The organism is Providencia sp. 2023EL-00965, assembly GCF_033550225.1.
GTDB classification, from domain to species: Bacteria; Pseudomonadota; Gammaproteobacteria; order Enterobacterales; family Enterobacteriaceae; genus Providencia; species Providencia manganoxydans.
Window position 1 is genome coordinate 174209 of sequence record NZ_JAWUEH010000007.1, and the last position, 23425, is coordinate 197633.

Here is a 23425-nt window from a genome sequence, read left to right on the forward strand (position 1 = left end):
TCAATCATTCGACTAGGGTGTTTTATTCATTCAGCAGACTAACTTAGTCTGACAGCGGATACAATTTATTATTGGTGTTTTTAGATTCAACCCGCAAGATGGTGCTATAATACGCTTCTTTATTGACAATTGGTAACCTGTGCGTGTGTCTCTTTCAATACGTTCATTTGCCCCTACAACATTAACATGCAGCTATTATGAAGTTTATCATTAAGTTATTTCCAGAAATTACCATTAAAAGCCAGACCGTTAGGTTACGTTTTATTAAGATCCTAACCAGTAATATTCGCAATGTGCTTAAGCCGCTAGGTGAAGAAATCGCGGTTGTTCGTCATTGGGATAACATTGAAGTGCGTGTTAAAGGGGAAACAAAGCACGACGAAATTTGTGACATGCTCACACGTATCCCTGGTATTCATCATATTTTAGAAGTTGAAGAAAAACCGTTTACTAGCCTACATCATATCTATGAAATGGCACATGAGGCATACGGTGCATCGCTAGAAAATAAAACCTTTTGTGTTCGTGTAAAACGTCGAGGCAAGCACGAATTTACCTCGATTGAGGCAGAACGTTATATTGGTGGTGGTTTAAACCAACATATCGCTTCAGCAAAAGTGAAACTCACCGATCCTGACACCACAGTCCATCTAGAAATTGAAGATGAAAACCTGATCCTCGTGAAAGCACGTTACGAAGGCATTGGTGGCTTTCCTATCGGTACACAAGAAGATGTATTGTCTCTCATTTCAGGGGGCTTTGACTCAGGCGTTTCCAGCTATATGTTAATGCGCCGAGGTTGTCGAGTTCACTATTGTTTCTTCAACTTAGGTGGTGCGGCTCATGAAATTGGCGTAAAACAAATCGCTCATTATTTATGGAACCGTTTTGGCAGCTCACATAAGGTACGCTTTATTGCGGTTAACTTCGAACCCGTTGTGGCTGAAATTCTAGAAAAAGTCGATGATGGCCAAATGGGCGTTGTGTTAAAACGTATGATGGTACGTGCTGCCTCAAAAGTGGCTGAGCGTTATGGCGTTCAAGCGATAGTCACGGGTGAGGCATTAGGACAGGTATCAAGCCAAACCTTAACTAACTTGCGTTTGATTGATAATGCTTCAGATACATTGGTACTGCGCCCACTAATTTCTCATGATAAAGAACACATCATTAAAGTCGCGCGCCAAATTGGTACAGAAGACTTTGCGAAAACCATGCCTGAATACTGTGGTGTGATTTCGAAAAGCCCTACGGTAAAAGCAGTCAAAGCACGTATCGAGGCCGAAGAAGCAAACTTTGATTTCACTATTTTAGACTCAGTGGTTGAGCAATCACAAAATATTGATATCCGCCAAATTGCGCAAGAAAGCCGCGAGCAAGTGGCTGAAGTTGAAATGGTGAGTGAGCTTTCAGCTGAAAATGAAGTGATCTTAGATATCCGTTCCCCTGATGAACACGAAGACAAACCGTTGGCGATTGAAGGGATAGACGTTAAACACATTCCATTCTATCGTCTTGGTACTCAGTTTGGTGATCTACCTAAAGAGAAAACTTACTTATTATATTGTGACCGTGGTGTGATGAGTCGTTTACAGGCGCTCTATTTGCAAGAGCAAGGTTTTAATAATGTAAAAGTTTATCGTCCATAAATTGTTCATTTCGACAAGATAAAAGCCGAGATGGCTGTACCGTACCCCCAATAGTTGGATAGCCAATTACTGGGGGTTTTTATTATTGTTCTAAATAATCATTAATACCGGGTGGGAGTACGAGCTGTGAAGCAACGTTTGCCGCGGTATCACGGCCAACCAGTAATTCAATCAATTTTAAGGCGAAATCAAAGGTAGTTGCAGGTCCTTGACTAGTCAGTAAATTAACTCGCTCATCAAAATAAACGCGTTTATCAACCCATTTGTTGGCTGCAATTTGCTCTCGTGTGCTTGGGTAGCCTGTCATATTGCCGATAGGAAATAATTGATGATATTCCAAAACCATAGCGGGTGCTGCACAAATAGCGGCGACAATTTTTCCATCCAGATGCATTCTTCTGACTTTTTCAACCACCAATGGGCTATCTCTAAATGTTTCGGCGCCTCCCATTCCTCCTGGAAGGACTATCGCATCAAAAGGTTCATCGGCCACTTTGATAAGTGGTGTATCTGCAATTAATTTAATTCCTCTTGATGCAGTTATTGCCACTGAACCATCGTCGGTCACGCTTGCTAAGGTGACTGCGATCCCAGCCCTGACTAATAGATCGGCAGTTGTTACCGTTTCTATCTCTTCACTGCCATTGGCGATGCATATTAGTACGGAAGCCGTCATTTTTTTCTTCTCGTTGTTTAATCAAATGGTATAGGCGATCATTTTCTGGTGTATTTAGCCCATGTGCGCGTGCTTGTTTAATCAGATAACCGGTAATGTAGTCAATTTCAGTGCGTCGTTTGTTACGAATGTCTTGCAACATAGAAGAATAGTTATCTGCGGTATTATGGATAATGCCATAAATATAATCAGTGAGCTGTAATTTATCGGTATGCAATCCTTCTATATCCATCACTTGGCAAATTTCATCAATTAATAAATTGATTTGGGCTGTATGGTTTAGTAATTCACCATTTTTGCAATCATGGATAATGGTTAGCGGGTTAATTACGCAGTTTGCGGCAAGTTTTTGCCAGCAGGTTGCTAAAATATCATTATGCCACGCAACATCGGGTAGGGCTGTATGCAAAATATCCGCGATAGGATAGCAATTTTCAGCAATTGAGTTAACCGCACCAATGTGAGTTATGCCATTTGCAACATGAAAGACTTGATTATTTTTTTGCCAAGCGGCATGCGTTGTAACACCCGATAAAAATGGCTGACGTAAAGGTGTTAATTCATCTAATGTCCCCATCCCGTTATGCAGTAATAAAATTGGGCAGGATTCAGGGATATTATGAATTAAAGGGAGTAGTGCATCAGACACTTGCCATGCTTTTAAGCAGACAATAATTAGCTCACTATGTTGTAGATGATTAAGGTTGTTGCAAGGGATCAGTTCACGAAAAACGCGACCATCAGGTTCATTAACATCAACGAATAAATCAGACTGAGCCATACGTAGCCAGCCTTGGATATCATGGCCTTGTTGGGCTAGCGCAGCGAGCCATAGCTTGCCAATGGCACCACAGCCAATAAGCGTTATTCTCATATTCCTCCTAAAGGCAGTGATGAGTGTAGATTTCCAGTATAGTACTTTTGCTATCAATAGAAAGCAGCTATCATGCATCATATTGATTATCAGGAGGTCTTAACCATGCCATCATTTGATATTGTATCTGAAGTTGAAATGAATGAAGTACGAAATGCGGTAGAAAATGCCGAGCGTGAATTAACCAGTCGTTGGGATTTTAAAAATGTGACGGCGAGTTTTGAGTTAAACGACAAAAGTGAATCCATCAAGGTAACCAGTGAGTCCGATTTTCAGGTTCTACAATTACTGGATATTTTAAGAGAAAAAATGTCTAAACGCGGTATTGATGGCGCAGTATTGAATGTCCCTGAGGAGATTGTTCACAGCGGAAAAACTTATAGCGTTGAAGTGACCTTAAAACAAGGTATCGAGTCAGCGGTTGCTAAGAAAATTGTCAAAGCAATTAAAGATAGCAAATTGAAGGTACAAGCTCAGATCCAAGGTGAGCAGGTTCGTGTCACTGGAAAATCGCGCGATGATTTGCAATCTGTTATGGCGTTAGTGCGTTCAAGTGATTTAGGGCAACCTTTCCAATTCAATAACTTCCGCGACTAGTTTTACTGTTGCAGTAATCCGTCATTGATTTGATAGGTACTTTTGCTAGATAAAGTACCTATCAATAGGACTTTACGTTATGCCCTGATAGCGCCTTCAGTAAAAGCGAGAGTGGGCAAATCAACGGCTGTTGCACCTCCATCAATAACCAGTGTTGTTCCTGTAATGATTGCGGCATCAGCTGAGCACAAAAATTTGCAGGCAAGGGCGATTTCTTTTGGTGTAGCAGGGCGTTGTAATGGAACATCACGGCAAACGTATTGGTAAGCTTCATCTAACGTAAATTGATACTGATTGATCAGCGGTTGCATTTCTTCATCAGCCATTGGCGTTTTTACCCATCCAGGGCAAATGGCATTGGCTCTTACGCCTTGACGACCATAATCACGAGCAATAGAACGCATTAACCCAATGATTGCATGCTTTGCGGTAACATATCCACAAACTTCAGGCCCTGATGCTAATGAAGCAATTGAGCCAATAAAAAGTATGTTGCCTTGGCTTTGAACTAAATTAGGTAGGCAAGCACGGGCACTCGCAAAAGCACTGTCTAAATTAGCGGTCATAGCCTGATGCCATTGGTGGTCACTGATATCTTCGGCTTTACCTATCCCCATCGCGCCTGCATTACAAATCAAAACGTCTATAGTATCGGTATGTTGTTTAATTTGCGGTAAAATAACCTCATTCCATGAAGTTTCAGTGGCGGCATCAGCAGTAATGGCGATAGCGCCAGTTTGATAAGCAACGGTTAGCAAAGGTTCAGCTCGTCGACCAATAATAAAAACGTTGTCTCCCAAAAGCGTAAATAAATGGGCACAAGCCTCACCAATCCCTGTTCCACCGCCTGTAATAACGATATTCCTTGGTTTCATATTTCCTCTTTTTTATTTTAAAATTTTAGCCCATATAATTAATATAGAAATAATTAACTTTGAATGAATATCGACCTAAAGAATGATATTCTAAAATATAATAAAAACATCTGGCTAATTTATTTTTTTATTAATTGTTTTTATAAATTAATTTTATTTTTCTTTCGTTGAGTTGTTTTAAATAGATAAAATATATCATTAACAAAATAATAACAAATAAATTGACTTGCTAGATTAGGCTAAATAATATCTGAATAAGCCTAATTTTTGAGGTTTTAATAATGAAAATAATTATTAGTAAATTAAATTTATTTAGCTATGAAAACAAATTATTACTACTTTTATTTTGTGTATTTGGCTGTGTTTTTGTTGATCGCTTGTCCCTTTCTTTTTTATTTCCGATGATGTCAGATGAATTAAATCTTACTAATGCACATCTTGGAATGCTATCGGCTATTTTAGCGCTATGCTGGGCATTATCTGGCGCTGGCTTAGGGGCGATATCAGACCGCTTTAATATTAGAAAGCCAATGTTAGTGATTTGTGTTGCGATGTTCTCTATATTCTCAGGGCTTTCAGGGATTGTGTCTTCATTTGCTCTATTATTAGTTTTTCGAGCCTTTATGGGGATCGCTGAAGGGCCTGTATTGCCAATATCGCAATCTTTGATGTTAGAAGCATCACAAGTTAAACGCCGTGGATTAAATATGGGCTTAGTTCAAGCCACGGCTCCGGGATTGCTTGGTGCAATTATCGCACCGCCACTTATTATTATGATTGCTCTCGATTATGGTTGGCGTAATGCCTTTTATATGACCGTAATTCCTGGTTTGATATTAGCTTTCTTGATTTATAAATTGGTCAAAATTAATGGTAATAAAAATCTGACGACTGATATAGCGGATAGCAAATTTGAAAAAAATGAAAAAGAAATAGCAAAAAACAGTTATAAAGAAATTTGTAAAAATAAAAATGTTATCTTGTGTATTTTTATATCTTGCTTTTTTGTGACATGGTTTATTCTTATTGTCACTTTCACACCGACTTTTCTTGTCAAAGAGCGTGGCTTCAGTGAACAATCTATGGGGTTGATTGTCAGTGCTATTGGTTTTGCGTGGGTATTTTGGGGAACTGTGATCCCCGCGATTTCTGATCGTCTAGGCAGAAAACCTATTCTTATCTTTTTTTCATTGATTGCAATGAGCTGTCCTTTATTTCTTTGCTATATCAATAATCCATTTTTATTAGGGATTATTGTTTTTTTGACTTATACCGGAATGGGCTGCTTTACTTTATTCATGGCAACAATTCCTTCGGAAACCGTATCTAGAACCATGATAGCCTCAACATTAGGCTTGATTATGGGAATTGGCGAGTTTATTGGTGGCTTTGTGGCACCTTTCACCGCTGGGTTTATTGCTGATAACTATGGACTAGCTAGCCCTCTGTTGATCGCTTCAGTTGGTGCATTACTTTCTTGCATTCTAGCCTGCTTTTTGAAAGAAACCGCGCCATTGGTTATTGCAAAGCGAACACAATCAAAATCTATGCCTATAACAGGAGAGTGAACGATGTCAGATACTCTATTAAGCGAAATCAATAGCACTGTACAATCCTATTTTCTTGGAATGCATCATCGCGATATTGGCTTGCTTACCCAAGCTTTTCATCCAGATGCTCAATTATTTGGCTATCTTGTGGGGGAATTTGAAAAATTATCGTTATCACAGTGGCTAGATAAAATCAGTCATATGCCGATCCCGTCTGAATGTGGTGAAGTTTTTTCTATGCAGATTGTCACTATTGATATTTCTGGGGGAATAGCCAATGTGAAAGTCAAATTACTCTACCACGGATTGCAATTTATCGATTATTTATCTCTTGTTGAAATCGATTCACGTTGGTTGATTGTGAATAAAACGTTTAGCAGTCAGTAATGATATTAACTTAGAAAAAGAAGGTGAATATGTCGAGATCAGAAAAACAAGATGTATTAAACCAAAATGCTGAATCTGGCTGGAAAAATTATGATGATTTTGCAAAAGGAATTGATACGAATCGATTACCTAATACACAGGATTGGTTAGATAAAACCATCACTATAGAGTATTCAGATGGCGGTATTATGGAGTTACAATTTGTTCAGGGAGAGCAAAGTCACCTATTGGTTAATTGGCAATACAACGATGAATATGGTTGTGATCCCTGCGAAGAAGTTTGTACTTCAAAAGATCATTATTTTTTCGATATTCAGTTTACGGATAAACAAAATGAAAGTTTAACCTTGATCTTAAATATAGCAACACGGCGCGTATTAACTGTTCGTAGCATTTTATTACCGGAGGGGAAAGTTAGTAATGGCTCGCGGTTAGTACAGCATTTTCAGGCTGGGGTGATCCTTGGTGGTGAGGTCACGGGTGAGGAGCCTCGGCCAACTCGTGAGCTTATTGGTTATAGAACACTGAATGTTTATAGTCCTAATCATTATTACGAACACTTCTATGTTAATTCAGAACGCTATGCATGGCAGAATTTACGTGGTGAGCAATTCGGTCATGGTGATATGGATTATGCTACCTGCTACAAATTTGAAGAAGACATGTATATTTTTACGTTTAGAGAAAAAATTATCCCTGTTTGTTCGGTATTTTTCTTTGATTATATTATTGGCCGTTGTACAGGAAAATTTTTGGGTATCACCAGTCAAGGTGAAATCCAAACTTCACGTGCGGGAGCCTTTATTTATAAAATGAGCTATAACTGCTATCCAACAGGTATAGCACCACGATAAAAACAGTCATATTTTAAATGATCGCATGAGTTGACTGCACTTTTTGCCCTATACTCGAAACAACAGAAGGTGCAGTTATCATCAAAATTGTGAGATAACTGTTTCTAACTGCTCTCTTGATGTGGCTTTTCTATCGACTTTAAGATACACACTGTATTCTTGGGCAACAACGACAACGTCAATAACACCGGGTTGTGATGCTAACAATGCTTGCAACCGTGTGCTATCTGTAAAGTGGCTAGGTAATTCTAAGCGAATACTACTGACATAAGGTGGTTGCTGCATGGTTAAGCTAACGATAAGCCATATTGCTGTTAATAATAGCCCACCAATAAACACCGCAGCGGCGCCATTAACATCATATAACCAGCCACCAAGTATTCCCCCGATAGCAACACCGATAAATTGGCTGGTGGAATAAACCCCCATTGCAGTCCCTTTATAGCTAGCAGGCGCTTCTTTACTGATCAGTGAAGGCAGAATGGCTTCCATGATATTAAAAGCAACGAAAAAGAGTTGCAGGCCGACAAAGATCACCCATAAATGATCACCTGATAGCCATAGCGTGATTTCAGCCAATGCGAGTAGGGTAATACAAAAAATAAATACCTGTTTCATTTTACGGTGTTTTTCAGCATAAATAATGAAAGGTAGTACTGAAACAAACGCGACTAACATGGTGACTAGGTAAGCTTTCCAATGATCTTTGGCTAAATAGCCCGCTTTTTCCATAAGTAACGGCAAAGCTACAAAGCTAGACATTAATAATGTATGTAAGCTTAATATACCAAAATTGAGTTTAAGTAATTGTGGCGCCGTTAGAACTGCTCGTAGGTTACCTTTCACAAAGGCGGATTCACGGTTAGTGACGTGATTATGGCTATTAGGGACAACAAATAGAGTAACGACGATGGCTCCGCCTGCCAGTAGCGTTATTCCCCAAAACAGCCCACTCAAACCAACCCAATGGGTAATAATAGGACCCAAAACCAACGCGATAGCAAAAGTTATACCAAAACTAATCCCCAAAAATGCCATCGCTTTAGTACGGTTTTGTTCTCTGGTCAAATCTGACAGTAAGGCCATAACCGCCGCGGAGATTGCCCCTGCACCTTGTAAGGCACGGCCAATAATAATACCCCAGATAGAATCACTCATGGCTGCCAGCACACTGCCAATAATAAAAATGATCAATCCGAATACAATGAGAGGTTTACGACCGATTTTATCTGACAGTAACCCAAATGGAATTTGGAAAATGGCTTGGCTTAATCCATATATTCCGATAGCTAAACCCACTAAAAATTCAGTAGAGCCTTTTAAGTGGATGCCATAGCTGGTCAAGATAGGTAATACCATAAACATCCCTAACATGCGTAGGGAAAAAACAGATCCTAACCCCCAAGTAGCGCGGAGTTCGTTAGGCGTCATTTTGTTGTCATTCATAAATACTCGTCATACTTCAAGCTGTAGCTGTGTTGGCTTCATTCACTAACCCTAGTCACATACTTTTGTATGCTCCTAGGGATTAGTTACATTTGCCGCCTTGCTACAACTTGAATTATTTAGAGTATTCTACTCGTGAAACTTCAAGCTGTAGCTGTGTTGGCTTCATTCACTAACCCTAGTCACATACTTTTGTATGCTCCTAGGGATTAGTTACATTTGCCGCCTTGCTACAACTCGAATTATTTAGAGTATTCTACTCGTGAAACTTCAAGTTGTAGCTGTGTTGGCTTCATTCACTAACCCTAGTCACATACTTTTGTATGCTCCTAGGGATTAGTTACATTTGCCGCCTTGCTACAACTCGAATTATTTAGAGTATTCTACTCGTGAAACTTCAAGCTGTAGCGGTGACCTCTTTAATTACAAACGCTATTCACATCATTACTCATGGGGTTAGGGATTAGTTGCCTAGCTGAACCCCGAATCTTTAGAGTAGATAATTATTTACTAGTCAGAAAGGCTTTGTTTATCTAGCTATTTTAGAAGTGAATATCTCGTTATTAGAACATAAAAGTTATTCAGTAGGGTAGGCTAATTAGTGCAAATAAAAACGGCAGGACAAGCCTGCCGTTAGAATTAATTTGGTTATACTCGCCATCCTTCAAGTTGCAGGGCTTTTCGTTAAGGTATAAGGGACTAAGCTTAGCTAGCCGAATTACATAGTTTATCCATGCTCATCGGCTATCTTCTCTTGTCGCTTACCTGCAACTCGAATTATTTAGAGTATAGAAATTATCTCACCAAAGCTATAACAGTATCGGTTGAAACTGTCGGATCAACTGACATCATCACGCTTAATGAAGTAATCGCAACGATGGAGAAGATAAACAGTTTACGAGCCCAAACACGGTCATCATTTTCGGTTTTAAAACCAGAAATTGCCATGCCAAGCCACCAAAGACTGACCGCAGCACCCACCACGAGGTATTTATACCCTGCGTAACCACTGATGGCTAACATCAAAGTGGCAACCATAAATGCCAAGATGTATAAGAAGATATGTGTCTTAGCGACAGAGATCCCCTTAATAACAGGCAAAACAGGAATATTGGCTGCTTTATAGTCTTTAAAACGGAAAATCGCGATAGCATACGAATGTGGCATCTGCCACAAACTGAAGATCAATAACAGGATCAGTGCACCTGTATCAAATTCGTTTGTGACTGCGCAGTAACCGATAACCGGTGGCGCTGCGCCTGATAAACTACCAATTAGCGTGCCATAGACTGATTTACGTTTCATATATAGGCTGTAAATACCTACATAAACGATGAAACCAATTACCGCAAGGAGCATTGCCAGAGCATTAGCTGCTACAAGAAGTAGCAGCATGCCAGCAATACCTAATGCAGCGGCGTAAATCAGGCTAATTTTCGGGTCAATCAGCCCTTTAACTAAAGGGCGATTCTTCGTTCTTTCCATGATACGGTCGATATCACGGTCGATATAGTTGTTAAAAACACAACCAGAAGCCACGACCAGTGATACACCCAGCAAAGTCGCAATAAACAGCGGATAATCAATAGTGCCTTTTGAGGCCAGTAGAAAACCGCCGATCACAGAAATTAGATTTCCGAAAATAATTCCTGGCTTGGTCACTTGCAGGTATTGCTTAAACATATCGGCAACTCTTTAGTCGAGCATCATATTGATGTTCAGGTTGTACATAATCCACAGAGAGCCAACGACAACGATACCGATGATTAGCATAGTGAACAGGAATGCTACCAGGTTCCAGCGCTCATCTGATGAAGTATTCATGTGCAGGAAGCATACTAAATGTACGAGGATCTGCACAACAGCCATACCAACAACTGTCCAAAGGATAGCTGCTTGTGAAGCTGTGCCTTCCATCACCATCCAGAAAGGAATGACTGTCAAAATAACCGACAGTATAAAACCAATCATGTATGTTTTTACGCTACCGTGGCTTGCTCCAGTGTGAGCATCTTTTGCATGACTCATTTAAATAGCCCCCAGAAGATAAACAACGGTAAATACACAGATCCAAACAACATCTAAGAAGTGCCAGAACAAGCTCAGGCAGTTCAAACGAGTTTGGTTCACGTCAGTAAGACCACGACGAGTGACTTGAATCATCATAATAATGATCCAAATCAGACCAGCAGTTACGTGCAAACCATGTGTTGCAACTAAAGCAAAGAAGCCAGACAAGAAACCACTACGGTCAGGGCCAAAGCCTTCAGCGATCAGTTCGTGGAATTCATAGACTTCCATGATAACGAAGCCAAGACCGAGCAGGAAGGTTGCGAACAGCCATAAATTGACTTGTCCAATCTTACCTTTATGCATTGCAATCATGGCGAAGCCGTAGGTGATACTACTAAATAATAGTAGGAAAGTTTCACCTAAAACGAACTTCAAACTGAAGATATCTTTACCTTCAGGGCCGCCCGCAGTTCCATCAGCCAGAACAACATAAGTTGCAAATAAACTGGCAAACAGAATAAGGTCACTCATGATATACAGCCAGAAACCAAATACTTTAGTTCCGCCTGCATCGTGGTGCCCATGCTCTGCATGGGCTGCGTTATGATTAGTCATAGTGTTAGTTGACATCGTTCACACCTGCCTTACGTAGGTCTTCAAAGTGCTTATTCTCGATTTCCTCGATTTCAGCAACAGGTACGTAGTAATCAACATCTTCGTCGAAGCTTTTTGCAATCCAAGTAACAATCATGCCACCGAAACCAACGATTGCCAGCCACCAGATGTGCCAGATCATCGCGAAACCTAAAATCAAGCTAAATGCAGCGATAATCACGCCAGCGCCTGTATTTTTTGGCATATGAATTTCTTCATATGAAGTCGGTTTCTTATGAGCGATGCCTTTTTCTTTCATATCCCACCATGCATCGCGAGTTTGAATATTTGGCTCAATCGCGAAGTTGTAGAATGGTGGTGGAGAAGAAGTTGCCCACTCCAGTGTACGTCCACCCCATGGGTCACCGGTTAAGTCGCGGTTTTCATGGCGGTCACGGATACTCACAATGATTTGGATAACTTGACATGCAATACCGATAGCGATCAATGCAGCACCACAAGCAGCAGCAACTAACATTGTATGGTATGTAGGGTCAATGTTTTGGCTTAAACGACGGGTCATACCCATGAAGCCAAGAATATACAACGGCATAAATGCTAAGAAGAAACCAGTGATCCAGAACCAGAAGGCACGAACACCCCATTTCTCATTCAGAGTAAAGCCGTACGCTTTCGGGAACCAGTAAGTCATACCTGCGAAACAACCAAATACAACACCACCAATGATAACGTTATGGAAGTGAGCGATCAGGAATAGACTGTTATGCAGAACGAAGTTTGCACCTGGAACCGCTAGCAGAACACCGGTCATACCACCAACAGAGAAGGTGATGATAAAGCCGACAGTCCACAGCATTGGCGATTTAAACTCAATACGACCTTGGTACATAGTGAATAGCCAGTTGAAGATCTTAACCCCAGTTGGGATTGCGATAATCATCGTAGCGATACCAAAGAAGGCGTTGACGTTCGCCCCTGAACCCATCGTAAAGAAGTGGTGCAACCAAACGATGAAGGACATTACAGTAATAACGATAGTCGCCCACACTAAGGAAGTGTAACCGAACAAACGTTTTTTGGAGAAAGTCGCTGCAATTTCTGAGAACACACCGAATACTGGTAGAACAAGAATATACACCTCTGGATGGCCCCAGGCCCAAATCAGGTTGATGTACATCATCATGTTGCCGCCCATATCGTTAGTGAAGAAATGGGTGCCCAGATAACGGTCAAGAGTCAGAAGGGTAATAGTGACAGTTAAGATAGGGAATGCTGCCACGATCAGTACGTTAGTACACAGTGCTGCCCAGCTGAATACTGGCATTTTCATCATCGACATACCCGGTGCACGCATACGGATAATGGTCGCAATAAAGTTAACACCAGTTAATAGAGTACCAATACCGGATATCTGGAGACTCCATATCCAATAATCCACCCCGACCCCGGGGTTGTACTCCAAGCCAGATAATGGCGGGTAAGCCAACCAACCTGTTTGAGCGAATTCACCAACCCCTAAAGAGATGTTGATTAAAACAACACCCACTACAAAGAACCAGAAGCTCAATGAGTTAAGGAATGGGAAAGCAACGTCACGCGCACCAATTTGCAGAGGAACAACTAAGTTCATCAGACCAACAACGAAAGGCGTAGCCATGAAGAAAATCATGATAACGCCGTGCGCGGTAAAGATTTGGTCATAGTGGTGAGGGTTTAAGAACCCTTCTTGGCCGGCAGAAGCAAGTACTTGCTGACCACGCATCATGATGGCATCCGCGAAACCACGGAACAGCATGACCATTGCGACAATGATGTACATGACACCAATTTTTTTATGGTCAACAGAGGTTAACCATTCTTTCCACAACCACTTCCATTTACCGAAATACGTAATCGCACCAACTAGCGCTAATCCGCCAAGAACGATAGCAATTAGTGTGATAACGATAATAGGTTCATGGAGCGGAATTGCGTCTAGTGTTAATTTTCCGAACATGCCCTTATTCCTCAACGCCAGTATGAGCAGAATGGCCCATATTCATAGTGTGACCTGTATTTTCATCTTTCGATTCAACAGGAGCGTGACCCTTATGATGCTCATGGCCAAACTTGAGAACGATGTCGTTATACAGGTTTGGTTTCACGCTAGAGAAGTAGGTAACAGGAACGTTTGTGCTAGGCTTCGCGACTTCGTCGAAAGCTTGCATGGTATCCATTGTTTTCGGTGAAGCTTTCACCTTTTGTACCCACTCATCAAAACCTTGACGATCAGCCGTTGCAATCGCATTAAACTTCATATCAGAGAAACCGTGGCCACTATAGCTTGCAGAGAAGCCTTTGTAGGTACCTGGTTCATTAGCGATTAGGTGAAGTTTAGTTTGCATACCTGCCATTGCGTAGATTTGGCCACCTAAAGATGGAATGAAGAACGAGTTCATCACCGAATCAGACGTAATTTTGAAGTTAACTGGGACACCAGTAGGGAATGCGATTTCATTCACTGTTGCGATGCCTTGCTCTGGATAGATGAATATCCATTTCCAGTCAGCTGAAATAACTTCAATAGTGACAGGTTCCTGATCACTGACTAATGGCTTATATGGGTCAAGCTCATGAGTCGTTTTCCAAGTGATAGCACCTAGAATAATGATAATGATGATAGGAACAGTCCAGCAGACTAACTCAATTTTATTTGAGTGAGCCCAGTTAGGACGGTAGGTTGCTGATTTATTGGATTCACGATATTTTCTAGCAAAGATAAACGCCATGAAAATAACCGGGATCACAACAACGAGCATTAAGCCGATTGCAATAAGAATCAGCTCTTTTTGTTTAACGCCAACGGCGCCTTTAGGATCCATCAACACCATATCGCAGCCACCTAATAGTAAGGCAGCAGCAACCAGTGAGATTGCCCCAATGCTTTTTTTGTAGTTCATAAGTCTCATCCACGACCCCAAATGACAAAGATTCTAATTGTCGTTTCATCAGTGGGGGCATTCTACGGTAAGGTTATGTGAGTGTAAACAATTGTAAGGTAAAGAAGCTGGATTGTTAGCTCTTTATGTTAATATGATCACATGTGAAGAACTTATGATGAAAAAGTTAAAGCTTATCTAATTTATAGGCATTCTTTGCTAAAACAGAACAGATTTTAAAGTATCTTTGTCATTTATCAAAGAAAAATATATACAAAAGTGAGCTAAAAACAGGGAAACTGATATGAATGTTAAATAAAATGGTAGGTAAATATACGATTATTTATCAAGATAAGGCAGTTTTCACTACCTTATCGGCAAAATAGCTAAGAAAAATTTTTACTTCATTGAAAATAAAAGAGTGTTTTTAAAATTTTATTACAATCAAATAGGCCGTCTTAGAACGTATACTTTAATGTATAAATGATCGCATCTTGATAAAAATCATCCCCCAATTTATTGTCTGCATAGCGGTACTGGACACCGGCTGCTAAGTTTGGTGTTGCATTCCACCAAAATGCTAGCGCCCCGTTCACCCCATCACGTCCGCCATTTCCGTAACGCTTATGACGAGCAAACTCCATTTCATGCCAGTTAGTGATCATGAAGTTTTCTTCAAACATCTTAAAGCCATAGCCTGCAACCCAACCAACGACATAGCCGTTATTGCCTGAATAGTAAGTTTGGTCAACATAGTGCATTGCCACAAAAGGTTTAAACCACAGATCACCAAATGAAGTGTTATAACCTAAACCGTATAACGTATTGACTTCATGGAAATTACCGCCATATTTTGCACCTGGCATTGACCATGTACCATATACGTGACCATAGACGTTGAAACCAGTATCACCTAAATAGAAGCGACCTGTTGTTTTGATGGTATAGCGTTGGTTGCGTCCCGGTTCTGTACGACGTTTGTGGAATGGGTTTTCTACATCAAAAAAACCGTATAGCTCACCCCAATTAAAATTAGCTCCGCCTTCTAATTCAATATAAGCAAAGTCTTTTTTACGAGTGGTATTTTCTGATTTAGTTTCAGTGCGGTGAGACCAGTCTAGATAGTTGACATTGATATCCGCGAAACCATTCTGATAGCCTAAAAAGTCGTCAGCATTGGCCGTTCCAGCTAAAGAAGCGATTGCCGCGACGCAGAGAAGTTGTTTTTTCATGATATATTATTTTCGTTTGAGTATTAACGAGATTTATTGTTGTCAGCCGAAAGGCTGATTAGCCCTTAACGTGTGAGATATTAGACTTTTCATTTGCAATAAAAAAATATATTTCACGCAATGAGTGATGTCTGTCACGTTATGGCGATGGATATATCAATATTTGCTAGTCAGATCTAATTTAAAAGGTCAATAAAAACCCTAACCGAATTAATTTCAGTTAGGGATGATTTCATTGTTAATATTTTATTTCTTAACTATTTTGCGGACAGCGAAGAAATCGAGACAGCCACCAATGATTAAACTGAGTGCACCAATACTTGCGCCAGTATTGAAAATAAAGTTTTTATATTCAGGTAATGCAAGCCAAAGAGAAATGTAATTGGTGAATAAGTAAATTTTGACTGAAGCAAACGAGGTAAATAAGAGGGTTAATAGCCATAGAGCCAATATACCAATTGCGGTTAAAAGGATATAAACGGCAATTTTATACGCTTGTGGGTACAGCTCCCTGCGTTGGAATAACCCTGTGGTTTGCGTATAGGCTAAAGAGGTTTTACAGGCAAGTAATAGAAGGATACTGGGTACCGCAACAACAATAGAAATAAGATAGAAGGTTGGCCAGCCATAAGAAAGCACCACAATACTGGCAACTGGGCCGATGTACACACGAGCTATCGCCGAAAGTGCGGATAATAAAGCGAATTGTGTTGCCGACAATGATTTATTACATAATGTCATCAATAACGCTACGAATGCCGCGGTTCCCATCCCTGAAAAAATATTTTCGATAACAATGATTGAACCCATACTGATAATGTTTGGTGGCGTTACCGCAAGGAACCAGTAGCCGATGTTTGAAGCGCCTTGCAAAATACCAAACACCAATAAGGCGTTAAAGAGGCTCATGTTCTTCATGAGGTAACCACCAAACAAAGCCCCAAAAATAGTGGCAGCCATACCGACGGTTTTATTGACCGCGGCAACTTCACTTAAGGTGAAACCAAGACCACTTAATAAAAAGTTAGTACTTAGCGCCATTACAAATGCATCACCCATCTTATAAAACACGATTAATAAGAGGACTAACCATGCATTGTTACGGCTAAAAAATTCGGAAAGTGGCTTATAAATCGCATCTTTCAGAGAGGCAGGAGGGGTCCCATTATCTTCTGGCTCTTTGGCGAGTAGCGTTGCAAAAACACCAATTAGCATCAGCCCTGCCATTACCATATAGAGCTGTTGCCATGTGAGGAATTTATCTGCCATCCATAATGCGAGCCCGCCAGAAACTAACATGCTGATGCGGTAGCCCATCACAGAAACCGCAGCCCCAAATCCTCGTTCTTCAGCGCTGAGTAAGTCTGTTTTGTAGGCATCAAAAACAATATCTTGCGAGGCAGAGCAAAAAGCCACCATAACTGCGAACGCAGCGAGCCACCATAAGTGCTCCGTTGGGCTCATGAAACCCATCGCTGCAATGCTGATGATCAAGAGGATCTGCGTTGTTAGTAGCCATCCTCTACGGCGCCCAAGAAAAGAAGGGGTATACCTATCCATCATTGGAGACCAAAGAAATTTTAATACGTAGGCTTGACCAACAAGAGAAAAGAAACCAATCGTTTTTATATCAACATTTTCGACGGTCAACCAGGCCTGTAGCGTACCTGCCGTCAGTGCTAGAGGAAGGCCAGAAACAAAACCTAATAGGATTAAAATGACTGAGTTAGGCAGTTTTGGTAATAACGAGTGGGACATAATCTTCCTAATATGTGCTTGGTAGATACTCGTCATAGTTCAATTGCAGCGTTTTTGGTTAGGGGGCTAAGCTCACTGACGCCAGTCGCCGTATTTTTCATCCCCTTACCGCTCGCTTAGCTGCATCTTGAATTATTTAAAGTATATTTAAAATACCAATTATTTTGTAAAAGTGGCGCTTCCGTGTTCTTTTAACTTATATATAGATGATGAGAGCCAACTACAAACAAACTCTCATCATAACGTGAAATTACCGCGTGTTTTGACGGATAAACTGGGTTAACTCTTGGTCATTAGCCATATCAGCGATTAAATCAGTTAAAGCAAGATTGATGGCTTTTTCGATTTTTTCGTTACTTGCGCCAAGTAATTCTTGGTTGTTGTAATTACGCGTAAACGTACGTGATTTGGTTGAGCCATTAGGTGCTGTGGCTGTAACCGTTACGCTTGAATTCACAGTAATATTATGGCGTAAGCTCCCCTCAGAGACTTGAGCATTGAGTTGATTTAGCTGGACAACGAGGTTCACATTAGCAGGTGAGGACACCATAAAACCACGAGCGGCCATCTGTTTTTCAACGGCTTCTTGCATTAAATAACGAGGATCACGAGAAGGTGATAGCACCACTAAACTACCATTACGATTGATCTCTGTTAGTGATTTTGAGGTTCTATTATCCACACTACTCACACTAATTGCGGTTGCATTGAGTGTTGGGTTACGTGCAGGTAAAGTGATCTTAGGTTCAAGCGATAAGGTATTGTTGCTGGTTGCACAACCCGCTAGAAGAAATAGTGCAAAAAGAGGAAAACACAGTTTTCTTAACATAATTTTTTCCAGTTCATCTTTCTTAATTGAGTGTGTTCCGCTATGGTGTAACACTCATCCATTGAGTTAGGGTATATACTCGAAATCCTTCAAGTTGCAGTGTTGTTGACTACGCTCAGCTAGCCGAGTCATAGAGTTTATCTATGTTCACCGCCTATGTTCGCTTATCGCCTACCTGAATCGCGAATTATTTAGAGTATAAATTGCCATTTGACGCTTCTTTCTTATGAATGGTTAGACAACTATTTCTGAAAAAATTCGTCAAAGTAGGTATTAATCATATCATTGTGAATGATTCTCCACTATCAGTACAAAAAAAGATAATGAAGAACGATAATCTAGGAGCAATTTAGGAGTTATTTTATGGGGCACAACATGCAATCTCATATCCAGCAAAAGTTACAGGCTGCCTTTGCGCCAGTTCATTTGGAAGTGATTAACGAAAGCTATCAGCACAACGTTCCTGCTGGTTCAGAAAGCCATTTTAAGGTCGTACTCGTGAGTGAACTATTTGAAAATAAACGTATGGTTGGTCGCCACCGTGAAATTTATGCTATTTTGGCGGACGAACTAGCGGGGAGTATTCATGCATTAGCCCTTCATACTTATACGCCTACTGAGTGGGAGGGATTAGCAGATACTGCATTAAACTCCCCTGCATGTCGTGGTGGTGGTAAAACAAACGGTTGATTGACATATAGAGACCGTTACTGTCATTGTGATGGAATAATTGATTTCGTTTTATGATGTCAACATCCATATCGATGGTGATTTTTTCTTCAATTTGCTTGAAGAATGTTTATTTTAGTCAGAAAAGTCACAAATAAAGAGGAATAATCGCTTCTTTTATCAGCTTTTCTCGACTCAGAGCATCCGCATCGGTATAATGTTGCGTCTAATTTTCAGTAAGGTTTCGGGACGCTTCTGATATCAGGGATGACCGTTGTGAAAACAACGCCCCGGTTCTGGAAGGGAGATGGTCATTATGATTTAATGGCATAACTCTGGAGTAGACCGATCACTAAGATTTTTTTTGAGGTAAGAAGATGCAAGTTTCTGTTGAAACGACTCAAGGCCTTGGGCGTCGTGTAACAATCACCGTTCCTGCTGCCGATATTGAAAAAGCAGTAAACAGCGAGCTAGTCAGCGTCGCGAAGAAAGTACGTGTTGATGGTTTCCGTAAAGGGAAAGTACCAATGAACATCGTTAAGCAGCGTTACGGCGCGTCTGTTATGCAAGACGTTCTGGGCGATGTGATGCAACGTAACTTCATCAACGCTATCGTTGAGCAAAAAATCAATCCAGCTGGTGCGCCAAGCTACAAGCCTGAAATGCTTGAAGATGGTAAAGATTTTGTTTACTCAGTGGAATTCGAAGTTTACCCAGAAATCGAACTGAAAGGTCTGGAAACTATCGAAGTAGAAAAACCAGTTGTTACTGTTAAAGATGAAGATCTGGAAAACATGCTGGAAACTCTGCGTAAGCAACAAGCTCAATGGAAAGAAATCGCTGAAGCTGCAACTGCTGATTCACGCATTACTATCAACTTCACTGGTTCTATCGATGGTGAAGAATTTGAAGGTGGTAAAGCAGAAGATTTCGCACTGGTTATGGGCGAAGGTCGTATGATCCCTGGCTTTGAAGATGGCATCGTTGGTCACAAAGCAGGCGAAGAGTTCGATATCGAAGTTAACTTCCCAGAAGATTACCATGCTGAAAACCTGAAAGGGAAAGCAGCGAAATTTGCTATCGTTCTGAAGAAAGTTGAAGAACGTGAACTGCCAGAATTCACTGAAGAGTTCATCAAGCGTTTCGGTATTGCTGATGGCACTTTAGAAGGCCTGCGTGCAGAAGTACGTAAAAATATGGAACGTGAGCTGAAAAATGCGGTTCGTAACCGTATTAAAGCACAAGTTCTGGATGGTCTGGTTAACGCAAATGAAATCGACGTTCCAGCTGCTGTCGTTGATGGCGAAATCGACGTTCTGCGTCGTCAAGCTGCTCAACGTTTCGGTGGTAACGAACAACAAGCGATGGAACTGCCTCGTGAACTGTTCGAAGAACAAGCAAAACGTCGCGTTGTTATCGGCCTGCTGTTAGGTGAAGTGATCAGCTCTAACGAACTGAAAGCTGACGAAGATCGCGTTAAAACTCTGATCGAAGAAATGGCATCAGCGTACGAAGATCCAGCAGAAGTTATTGAATACTACAGCAAAAATAATGAGCTGATGAACAGTGTTCGTAACTTAGCGCTAGAAGAACAAGCTGTTGAGAAAGTATTAGAAGCAGCTAAAGTAACTGAAAAAGAAACTAACTTCACTGAACTGATGAATCAAGTTCAAGCTGGCTAATTTCATTTTTTAAGTTATGCAAATTAGAAACCCGTGATGCTGTGCTGCATTGCGGGTTTTTTGTCAATTTGATTATACTCGTCATACTTCAAGTTGCTGCTTTGTTGACCTCGTTCAGCTAGCCGAGTCATAGAGTTTATCTATGCTCCCCGACTATCTTCGCTTGTCGCCTAGCTGCACTTCGAATTATTTTGAGTATAAAATAGTCTTGAAAATAACATTTATGCCCTAATTTGATTAAAGGCGGTACGGTATATTTTAGTTATATTGGCTGAATATTGTTGGGTTAACGTAAGCAACAAATCCGTGAATCCTTACAGACTTGTGTTAAACTATTTTAAAGTGCGTCTTATTTTCTACGACATAATCACTCTATGCTCTAAACTATTCAAGGTCAGCTAGGGACAAGCGCATGAGATACTAGGTGCATACATAAGTGTGTGGCTAGTGTGGGTAAGCGAAGGCAACAATGCTGCAACTTGAAGCATGATGAGTATAAATAAGTGCACATTTCTTCGAAGGCTTTTTAGTCAACTTAAAAGCGTAGAAGCGGTGAGATGATTGTGATTTATGCAAGATAAAGATAATTTTTAAAGACAAACTGTTTGTTTGCTGCCCAAAAGATAAGCAAACAGTCAACTTAGGCGCAAGCACCAGAAAGTTTTTAATAGGAGATTTCGATGTCACATTTTGGCGGTCAGGAAAACCTAGCATCCCAAATGGCACTTGTGCCAATGGTCATTGAGCAGACCTCTCGGGGTGAACGTTCATACGATATTTATTCACGTCTGTTAAAAGAACGTATTATCTTCCTGACAGGTCAGGTGGAAGATCATATGGCGAACCTCATCGTCGCACAGATGCTATTTCTGGAAGCAGAAAACCCAGAAAAAGATATCCAGCTTTATATCAACTCGCCGGGTGGTGTGATCACCGCGGGTATGTCAATTTATGACACCATGCAGTTTATTAAACCTGATGTTAGTACGATTTGTATGGGGCAGGCTTGCTCTATGGGCGCTTTCTTGCTGACTGCTGGGACAAAAGGTAAACGCTTCTGTTTGCCAAACTCGCGTGTGATGATCCACCAACCTTTGGGGGGTTATCAAGGTCAAGCGACAGATATTGAGATCCACGCTCAGGAAATCCTGAAAGTTAAGTCTCGAATGAATGAATTGATGGCATTGCATACGGGTAAATCGATTGAAGAGATTAACCGTGATACTGAACGTGATCGTTTCTTATCTGCAAATGAAGCCAAAGAATATGGGTTGGTTGATCAAATTTATACCAGCCGTTAATTAGTTAGGGTATTCCCTGAATATTGAAGAAATTTATTGCTCTGTTTCGGGTTATCAGATGGTAATTAAACAGGGCAATTTGACGATAAGTGAGGTCAACTGATGACAGAAAAGCGCAAAGAGGGGTCAGGTAAACTGTTGTACTGCTCTTTCTGCGGAAAAAGTCAGCACGAAGTCCGCAAGCTGATTGCAGGTCCGTCAGTCTATATCTGTGATGAATGTGTCGATTTATGCCTCGACATCATTCGTGAAGAGATTAAAGAACTAGCTCCTCATCGTGAACGCAGTGCACTGCCGACACCCCATGAGATCCGCGAGCACCTTGATGATTATGTCATAGGTCAAGAACAAGCGAAAAAAGTTCTTGCTGTCGCAGTGTATAACCACTACAAACGTTTACGTAATGGTGATACCACTAACGAAGGTGTAGAACTGGGTAAAAGTAACATTTTGCTGATTGGGCCAACAGGTAGTGGTAAAACCCTGCTTGCTGAAACATTAGCGCGTTATTTGGATGTCCCTTTCACCATGGCGGATGCTACAACATTAACCGAAGCCGGTTATGTAGGTGAAGATGTTGAAAACATCATCCAAAAACTGCTCCAAAAATGCGATTATGATGTAGAAAAAGCCCAACGTGGTATTGTTTACATCGATGAAATTGACAAAATTTCTCGTAAATCAGATAACCCATCGATCACCCGTGATGTTTCAGGTGAAGGTGTGCAACAAGCGTTGCTAAAACTGATTGAAGGCACGATTGCAGCCGTTCCACCACAAGGTGGCCGTAAGCATCCTCAGCAAGAGTTTTTACAGGTTGATACCTCTAAGATCTTATTTATCTGTGGTGGTGCTTTTGCTGGCCTAGATAAAGTGATCGGTCAGCGTTTAAATACACGTTCAGGCATTGGTTTCGCAGCAGAAGTGAAAGGCGAATCTGAAAAAATTACTGAAGGTGAATTATTAGCGAAGACTGAGCCAGAAGATTTGATCAAATTTGGTTTGATCCCTGAGTTTATTGGTCGTTTGCCAGTTGTGGCAACATTAACAGAACTTAGTGAAGAAGCATTGATCCAAATTTTACAAGAGCCGAAAAACGCATTAACTAAGCAATATCAAGCGTTATTTAACCTTGAAGGAACTGAATTAGAGTTTCGTGAAGATGCGTTAAAAGCAATTGCTAAAAAAGCGATGGCACGTAAAACGGGTGCCCGTGGCTTACGTTCTATTGTGGAAGCTGCGTTGTTAAACACAATGTATGACCTACCTTCTATGGAAAATGTAGAAAAAGTGGTGGTTGATGAAAACGTTATTAACGAACAATCTGAACCATTACTGATCTACAGCAAGCCTGATGCTCAAGCCTCTGGTGATAATTAACACCTAAGATTTAGCAGTAACAATTTATGAATGAAATGAGGGTTATCCCTCATTTCATTTTTTATCTTCAATGACCCATTGAATGCTAAAATCTTATCCCCATATAGTTTATATTCTGAG

General features: G+C 40.8%; 21 protein-coding genes. 9 read left to right on the forward strand and 12 right to left on the reverse strand.

Features of this window, described 5'->3' with window-relative positions:
* The first annotated feature begins 197 nt into the window (after nucleotides 1-197).
* Entirely contained in the window at nucleotides 198-1649 is a 1452-nt protein-coding gene (gene thiI, locus SC428_RS11030) for a tRNA uracil 4-sulfurtransferase ThiI (protein ID WP_070926794.1), read from the forward strand.
* Between the two features lie 82 nt (nucleotides 1650-1731).
* Here thiI and yajL read toward each other — a convergent pair whose 3' ends face one another.
* Together yajL and panE are read right to left on the reverse strand one after the other, a co-directional pair.
* Entirely contained in the window at nucleotides 1732-2325 is a 594-nt protein-coding gene (gene yajL / locus SC428_RS11035; protein ID WP_318707726.1) for a protein deglycase YajL, read from the reverse strand.
* The gene (panE, locus tag SC428_RS11040) at nucleotides 2285-3199 is read right to left on the reverse strand and encodes a 2-dehydropantoate 2-reductase (RefSeq protein ID WP_318707728.1); all 915 of its coding nucleotides are present in this window, start codon (nucleotides 3197-3199) and stop codon (nucleotides 2285-2287) included. Before panE ends, yajL begins: the two co-directional genes overlap by 41 nt.
* Nucleotides 3200-3304: 105 nt before the next feature.
* Here panE and SC428_RS11045 point away from each other — a divergent pair, with 105 nt between their 5' ends.
* The gene (locus tag SC428_RS11045) at nucleotides 3305-3796 is read left to right on the forward strand and encodes a YajQ family cyclic di-GMP-binding protein (protein ID WP_140181946.1); all 492 of its coding nucleotides are present in this window, start codon (nucleotides 3305-3307) and stop codon (nucleotides 3794-3796) included.
* Nucleotides 3797-3873: 77 nt separating this feature from the next.
* Here the strand turns inward: SC428_RS11045 and SC428_RS11050 are convergent, their stop codons facing one another.
* On the reverse strand, nucleotides 3874-4671 hold the full coding sequence (locus SC428_RS11050; protein WP_283126333.1) for an SDR family NAD(P)-dependent oxidoreductase: 798 nt from the start codon (nucleotides 4669-4671) through the stop codon (nucleotides 3874-3876).
* A 281-nt stretch (nucleotides 4672-4952) separates the two neighbouring features.
* Here SC428_RS11050 and SC428_RS11055 point away from each other — a divergent pair, with 281 nt between their 5' ends.
* From SC428_RS11055 to SC428_RS11065, 3 genes are read left to right on the forward strand one after another with little or no spacing between them, the layout of a single operon-like run.
* Complete coding sequence (locus SC428_RS11055; protein ID WP_318707730.1) at nucleotides 4953-6239, forward strand: MFS transporter; 1287 nt, start codon at nucleotides 4953-4955, stop codon at nucleotides 6237-6239.
* Between the two features lie 3 nt (nucleotides 6240-6242).
* Complete coding sequence (locus SC428_RS11060; RefSeq protein WP_070926785.1) at nucleotides 6243-6608, forward strand: nuclear transport factor 2 family protein; 366 nt, start codon at nucleotides 6243-6245, stop codon at nucleotides 6606-6608.
* A gap of 29 nt (nucleotides 6609-6637) precedes the next feature.
* Nucleotides 6638-7462 carry a MoaF C-terminal domain-containing protein gene (locus SC428_RS11065; RefSeq protein WP_070926783.1) on the forward strand — a complete coding sequence of 275 codons (825 nt, stop codon included), beginning with the start codon at nucleotides 6638-6640 and terminating at the stop codon, nucleotides 7460-7462.
* A gap of 81 nt (nucleotides 7463-7543) precedes the next feature.
* On the opposite strand, the gene SC428_RS11070 is transcribed toward SC428_RS11065, so the two are convergent.
* The 9 genes from SC428_RS11070 to SC428_RS11110 form a co-directional block, all read right to left on the reverse strand.
* Nucleotides 7544-8908 (reverse strand): MFS transporter, encoded by a 1365-nt coding sequence (locus tag SC428_RS11070; protein WP_318707733.1) that lies wholly within the window; start codon nucleotides 8906-8908, stop codon nucleotides 7544-7546.
* Between the two features lie 795 nt (nucleotides 8909-9703).
* Nucleotides 9704-10591, reverse strand: coding sequence for a heme o synthase (gene cyoE / locus SC428_RS11075; protein WP_070926781.1), 888 nt, complete (start codon nucleotides 10589-10591; stop codon nucleotides 9704-9706).
* A gap of 12 nt (nucleotides 10592-10603) precedes the next feature.
* Nucleotides 10604-10936 (reverse strand): cytochrome o ubiquinol oxidase subunit IV, encoded by a 333-nt coding sequence (locus tag SC428_RS11080; protein ID WP_070926779.1) that lies wholly within the window; start codon nucleotides 10934-10936, stop codon nucleotides 10604-10606.
* Entirely contained in the window at nucleotides 10937-11551 is a 615-nt protein-coding gene (locus SC428_RS11085) for a cytochrome o ubiquinol oxidase subunit III (protein ID WP_140181908.1), read from the reverse strand.
* Nucleotides 11541-13532 (reverse strand): cytochrome o ubiquinol oxidase subunit I, encoded by a 1992-nt coding sequence (cyoB, locus tag SC428_RS11090; RefSeq protein WP_140181910.1) that lies wholly within the window; start codon nucleotides 13530-13532, stop codon nucleotides 11541-11543. Before cyoB ends, SC428_RS11085 begins: the two co-directional genes overlap by 11 nt.
* Nucleotides 13533-13536: 4 nt before the next feature.
* Nucleotides 13537-14484, reverse strand: coding sequence for a cytochrome o ubiquinol oxidase subunit II (gene cyoA, locus SC428_RS11095; RefSeq protein ID WP_140181911.1), 948 nt, complete (start codon nucleotides 14482-14484; stop codon nucleotides 13537-13539).
* A gap of 428 nt (nucleotides 14485-14912) precedes the next feature.
* Nucleotides 14913-15686 carry an outer membrane protein OmpK gene (locus tag SC428_RS11100; protein WP_070926775.1) on the reverse strand — a complete coding sequence of 258 codons (774 nt, stop codon included), beginning with the start codon at nucleotides 15684-15686 and terminating at the stop codon, nucleotides 14913-14915.
* 246 nt (nucleotides 15687-15932) lie between these two features.
* Complete coding sequence (locus tag SC428_RS11105; RefSeq protein WP_140181913.1) at nucleotides 15933-17444, reverse strand: AmpG family muropeptide MFS transporter; 1512 nt, start codon at nucleotides 17442-17444, stop codon at nucleotides 15933-15935.
* A 250-nt stretch (nucleotides 17445-17694) separates the two neighbouring features.
* On the reverse strand, nucleotides 17695-18273 hold the full coding sequence (locus SC428_RS11110; protein ID WP_318707739.1) for a YajG family lipoprotein: 579 nt from the start codon (nucleotides 18271-18273) through the stop codon (nucleotides 17695-17697).
* Nucleotides 18274-18648: 375 nt separating this feature from the next.
* Here SC428_RS11110 and bolA point away from each other — a divergent pair, with 375 nt between their 5' ends.
* The 4 genes from bolA to clpX all read left to right on the forward strand — a co-directional run bounded on the left by bolA (nucleotide 18649) and on the right by clpX (nucleotide 23305).
* Complete coding sequence (bolA, locus tag SC428_RS11115; RefSeq protein WP_404826916.1) at nucleotides 18649-18963, forward strand: transcriptional regulator BolA; 315 nt, start codon at nucleotides 18649-18651, stop codon at nucleotides 18961-18963.
* A gap of 356 nt (nucleotides 18964-19319) precedes the next feature.
* Complete coding sequence (tig, locus tag SC428_RS11120; RefSeq protein WP_318707741.1) at nucleotides 19320-20624, forward strand: trigger factor; 1305 nt, start codon at nucleotides 19320-19322, stop codon at nucleotides 20622-20624.
* A gap of 680 nt (nucleotides 20625-21304) precedes the next feature.
* Nucleotides 21305-21925 (forward strand): ATP-dependent Clp endopeptidase proteolytic subunit ClpP, encoded by a 621-nt coding sequence (clpP, locus tag SC428_RS11125; RefSeq protein WP_070926768.1) that lies wholly within the window; start codon nucleotides 21305-21307, stop codon nucleotides 21923-21925.
* Nucleotides 21926-22027: 102 nt separating this feature from the next.
* The gene (clpX, locus tag SC428_RS11130; RefSeq protein ID WP_070926766.1) at nucleotides 22028-23305 is read left to right on the forward strand and encodes an ATP-dependent protease ATP-binding subunit ClpX; all 1278 of its coding nucleotides are present in this window, start codon (nucleotides 22028-22030) and stop codon (nucleotides 23303-23305) included.
* Nucleotides 23306-23425 lie beyond the last annotated feature (120 nt).

What these genes read in the sequence shown, in the direction of transcription:
- cyoB (WP_140181910.1), bottom strand. Translation starts at nt 13,532, where the DNA reads ATGTTCGGAAAATTAACACTAGACGCAATTCCGCTCCATGAACCTATT.
- SC428_RS11070 (WP_318707733.1), bottom strand. Translation starts at nt 8,908, where the DNA reads ATGAATGACAACAAAATGACGCCTAACGAACTCCGCGCTACTTGGGGG.
- SC428_RS11045 (WP_140181946.1), top strand. Translation starts at nt 3,305, where the DNA reads ATGCCATCATTTGATATTGTATCTGAAGTTGAAATGAATGAAGTACGA.
- SC428_RS11105 (WP_140181913.1), bottom strand. Translation starts at nt 17,444, where the DNA reads ATGTCCCACTCGTTATTACCAAAACTGCCTAACTCAGTCATTTTAATC.
- bolA (WP_404826916.1), top strand. Translation starts at nt 18,649, where the DNA reads ATGCAATCTCATATCCAGCAAAAGTTACAGGCTGCCTTTGCGCCAGTT.
- SC428_RS11065 (WP_070926783.1), top strand. Translation starts at nt 6,638, where the DNA reads ATGTCGAGATCAGAAAAACAAGATGTATTAAACCAAAATGCTGAATCT.
- yajL (WP_318707726.1), bottom strand. Translation starts at nt 2,325, where the DNA reads ATGACGGCTTCCGTACTAATATGCATCGCCAATGGCAGTGAAGAGATA.
- SC428_RS11050 (WP_283126333.1), bottom strand. Translation starts at nt 4,671, where the DNA reads ATGAAACCAAGGAATATCGTTATTACAGGCGGTGGAACAGGGATTGGT.
- cyoA (WP_140181911.1), bottom strand. Translation starts at nt 14,484, where the DNA reads ATGAGACTTATGAACTACAAAAAAAGCATTGGGGCAATCTCACTGGTT.
- SC428_RS11085 (WP_140181908.1), bottom strand. Translation starts at nt 11,551, where the DNA reads ATGTCAACTAACACTATGACTAATCATAACGCAGCCCATGCAGAGCAT.
- thiI (WP_070926794.1), top strand. Translation starts at nt 198, where the DNA reads ATGAAGTTTATCATTAAGTTATTTCCAGAAATTACCATTAAAAGCCAG.
- SC428_RS11080 (WP_070926779.1), bottom strand. Translation starts at nt 10,936, where the DNA reads ATGAGTCATGCAAAAGATGCTCACACTGGAGCAAGCCACGGTAGCGTA.
- SC428_RS11110 (WP_318707739.1), bottom strand. Translation starts at nt 18,273, where the DNA reads ATGTTAAGAAAACTGTGTTTTCCTCTTTTTGCACTATTTCTTCTAGCG.
- clpX (WP_070926766.1), top strand. Translation starts at nt 22,028, where the DNA reads ATGACAGAAAAGCGCAAAGAGGGGTCAGGTAAACTGTTGTACTGCTCT.
- SC428_RS11055 (WP_318707730.1), top strand. Translation starts at nt 4,953, where the DNA reads ATGAAAATAATTATTAGTAAATTAAATTTATTTAGCTATGAAAACAAA.
- SC428_RS11060 (WP_070926785.1), top strand. Translation starts at nt 6,243, where the DNA reads ATGTCAGATACTCTATTAAGCGAAATCAATAGCACTGTACAATCCTAT.
- clpP (WP_070926768.1), top strand. Translation starts at nt 21,305, where the DNA reads ATGTCACATTTTGGCGGTCAGGAAAACCTAGCATCCCAAATGGCACTT.
- SC428_RS11100 (WP_070926775.1), bottom strand. Translation starts at nt 15,686, where the DNA reads ATGAAAAAACAACTTCTCTGCGTCGCGGCAATCGCTTCTTTAGCTGGA.
- tig (WP_318707741.1), top strand. Translation starts at nt 19,320, where the DNA reads ATGCAAGTTTCTGTTGAAACGACTCAAGGCCTTGGGCGTCGTGTAACA.
- cyoE (WP_070926781.1), bottom strand. Translation starts at nt 10,591, where the DNA reads ATGTTTAAGCAATACCTGCAAGTGACCAAGCCAGGAATTATTTTCGGA.
- panE (WP_318707728.1), bottom strand. Translation starts at nt 3,199, where the DNA reads ATGAGAATAACGCTTATTGGCTGTGGTGCCATTGGCAAGCTATGGCTC.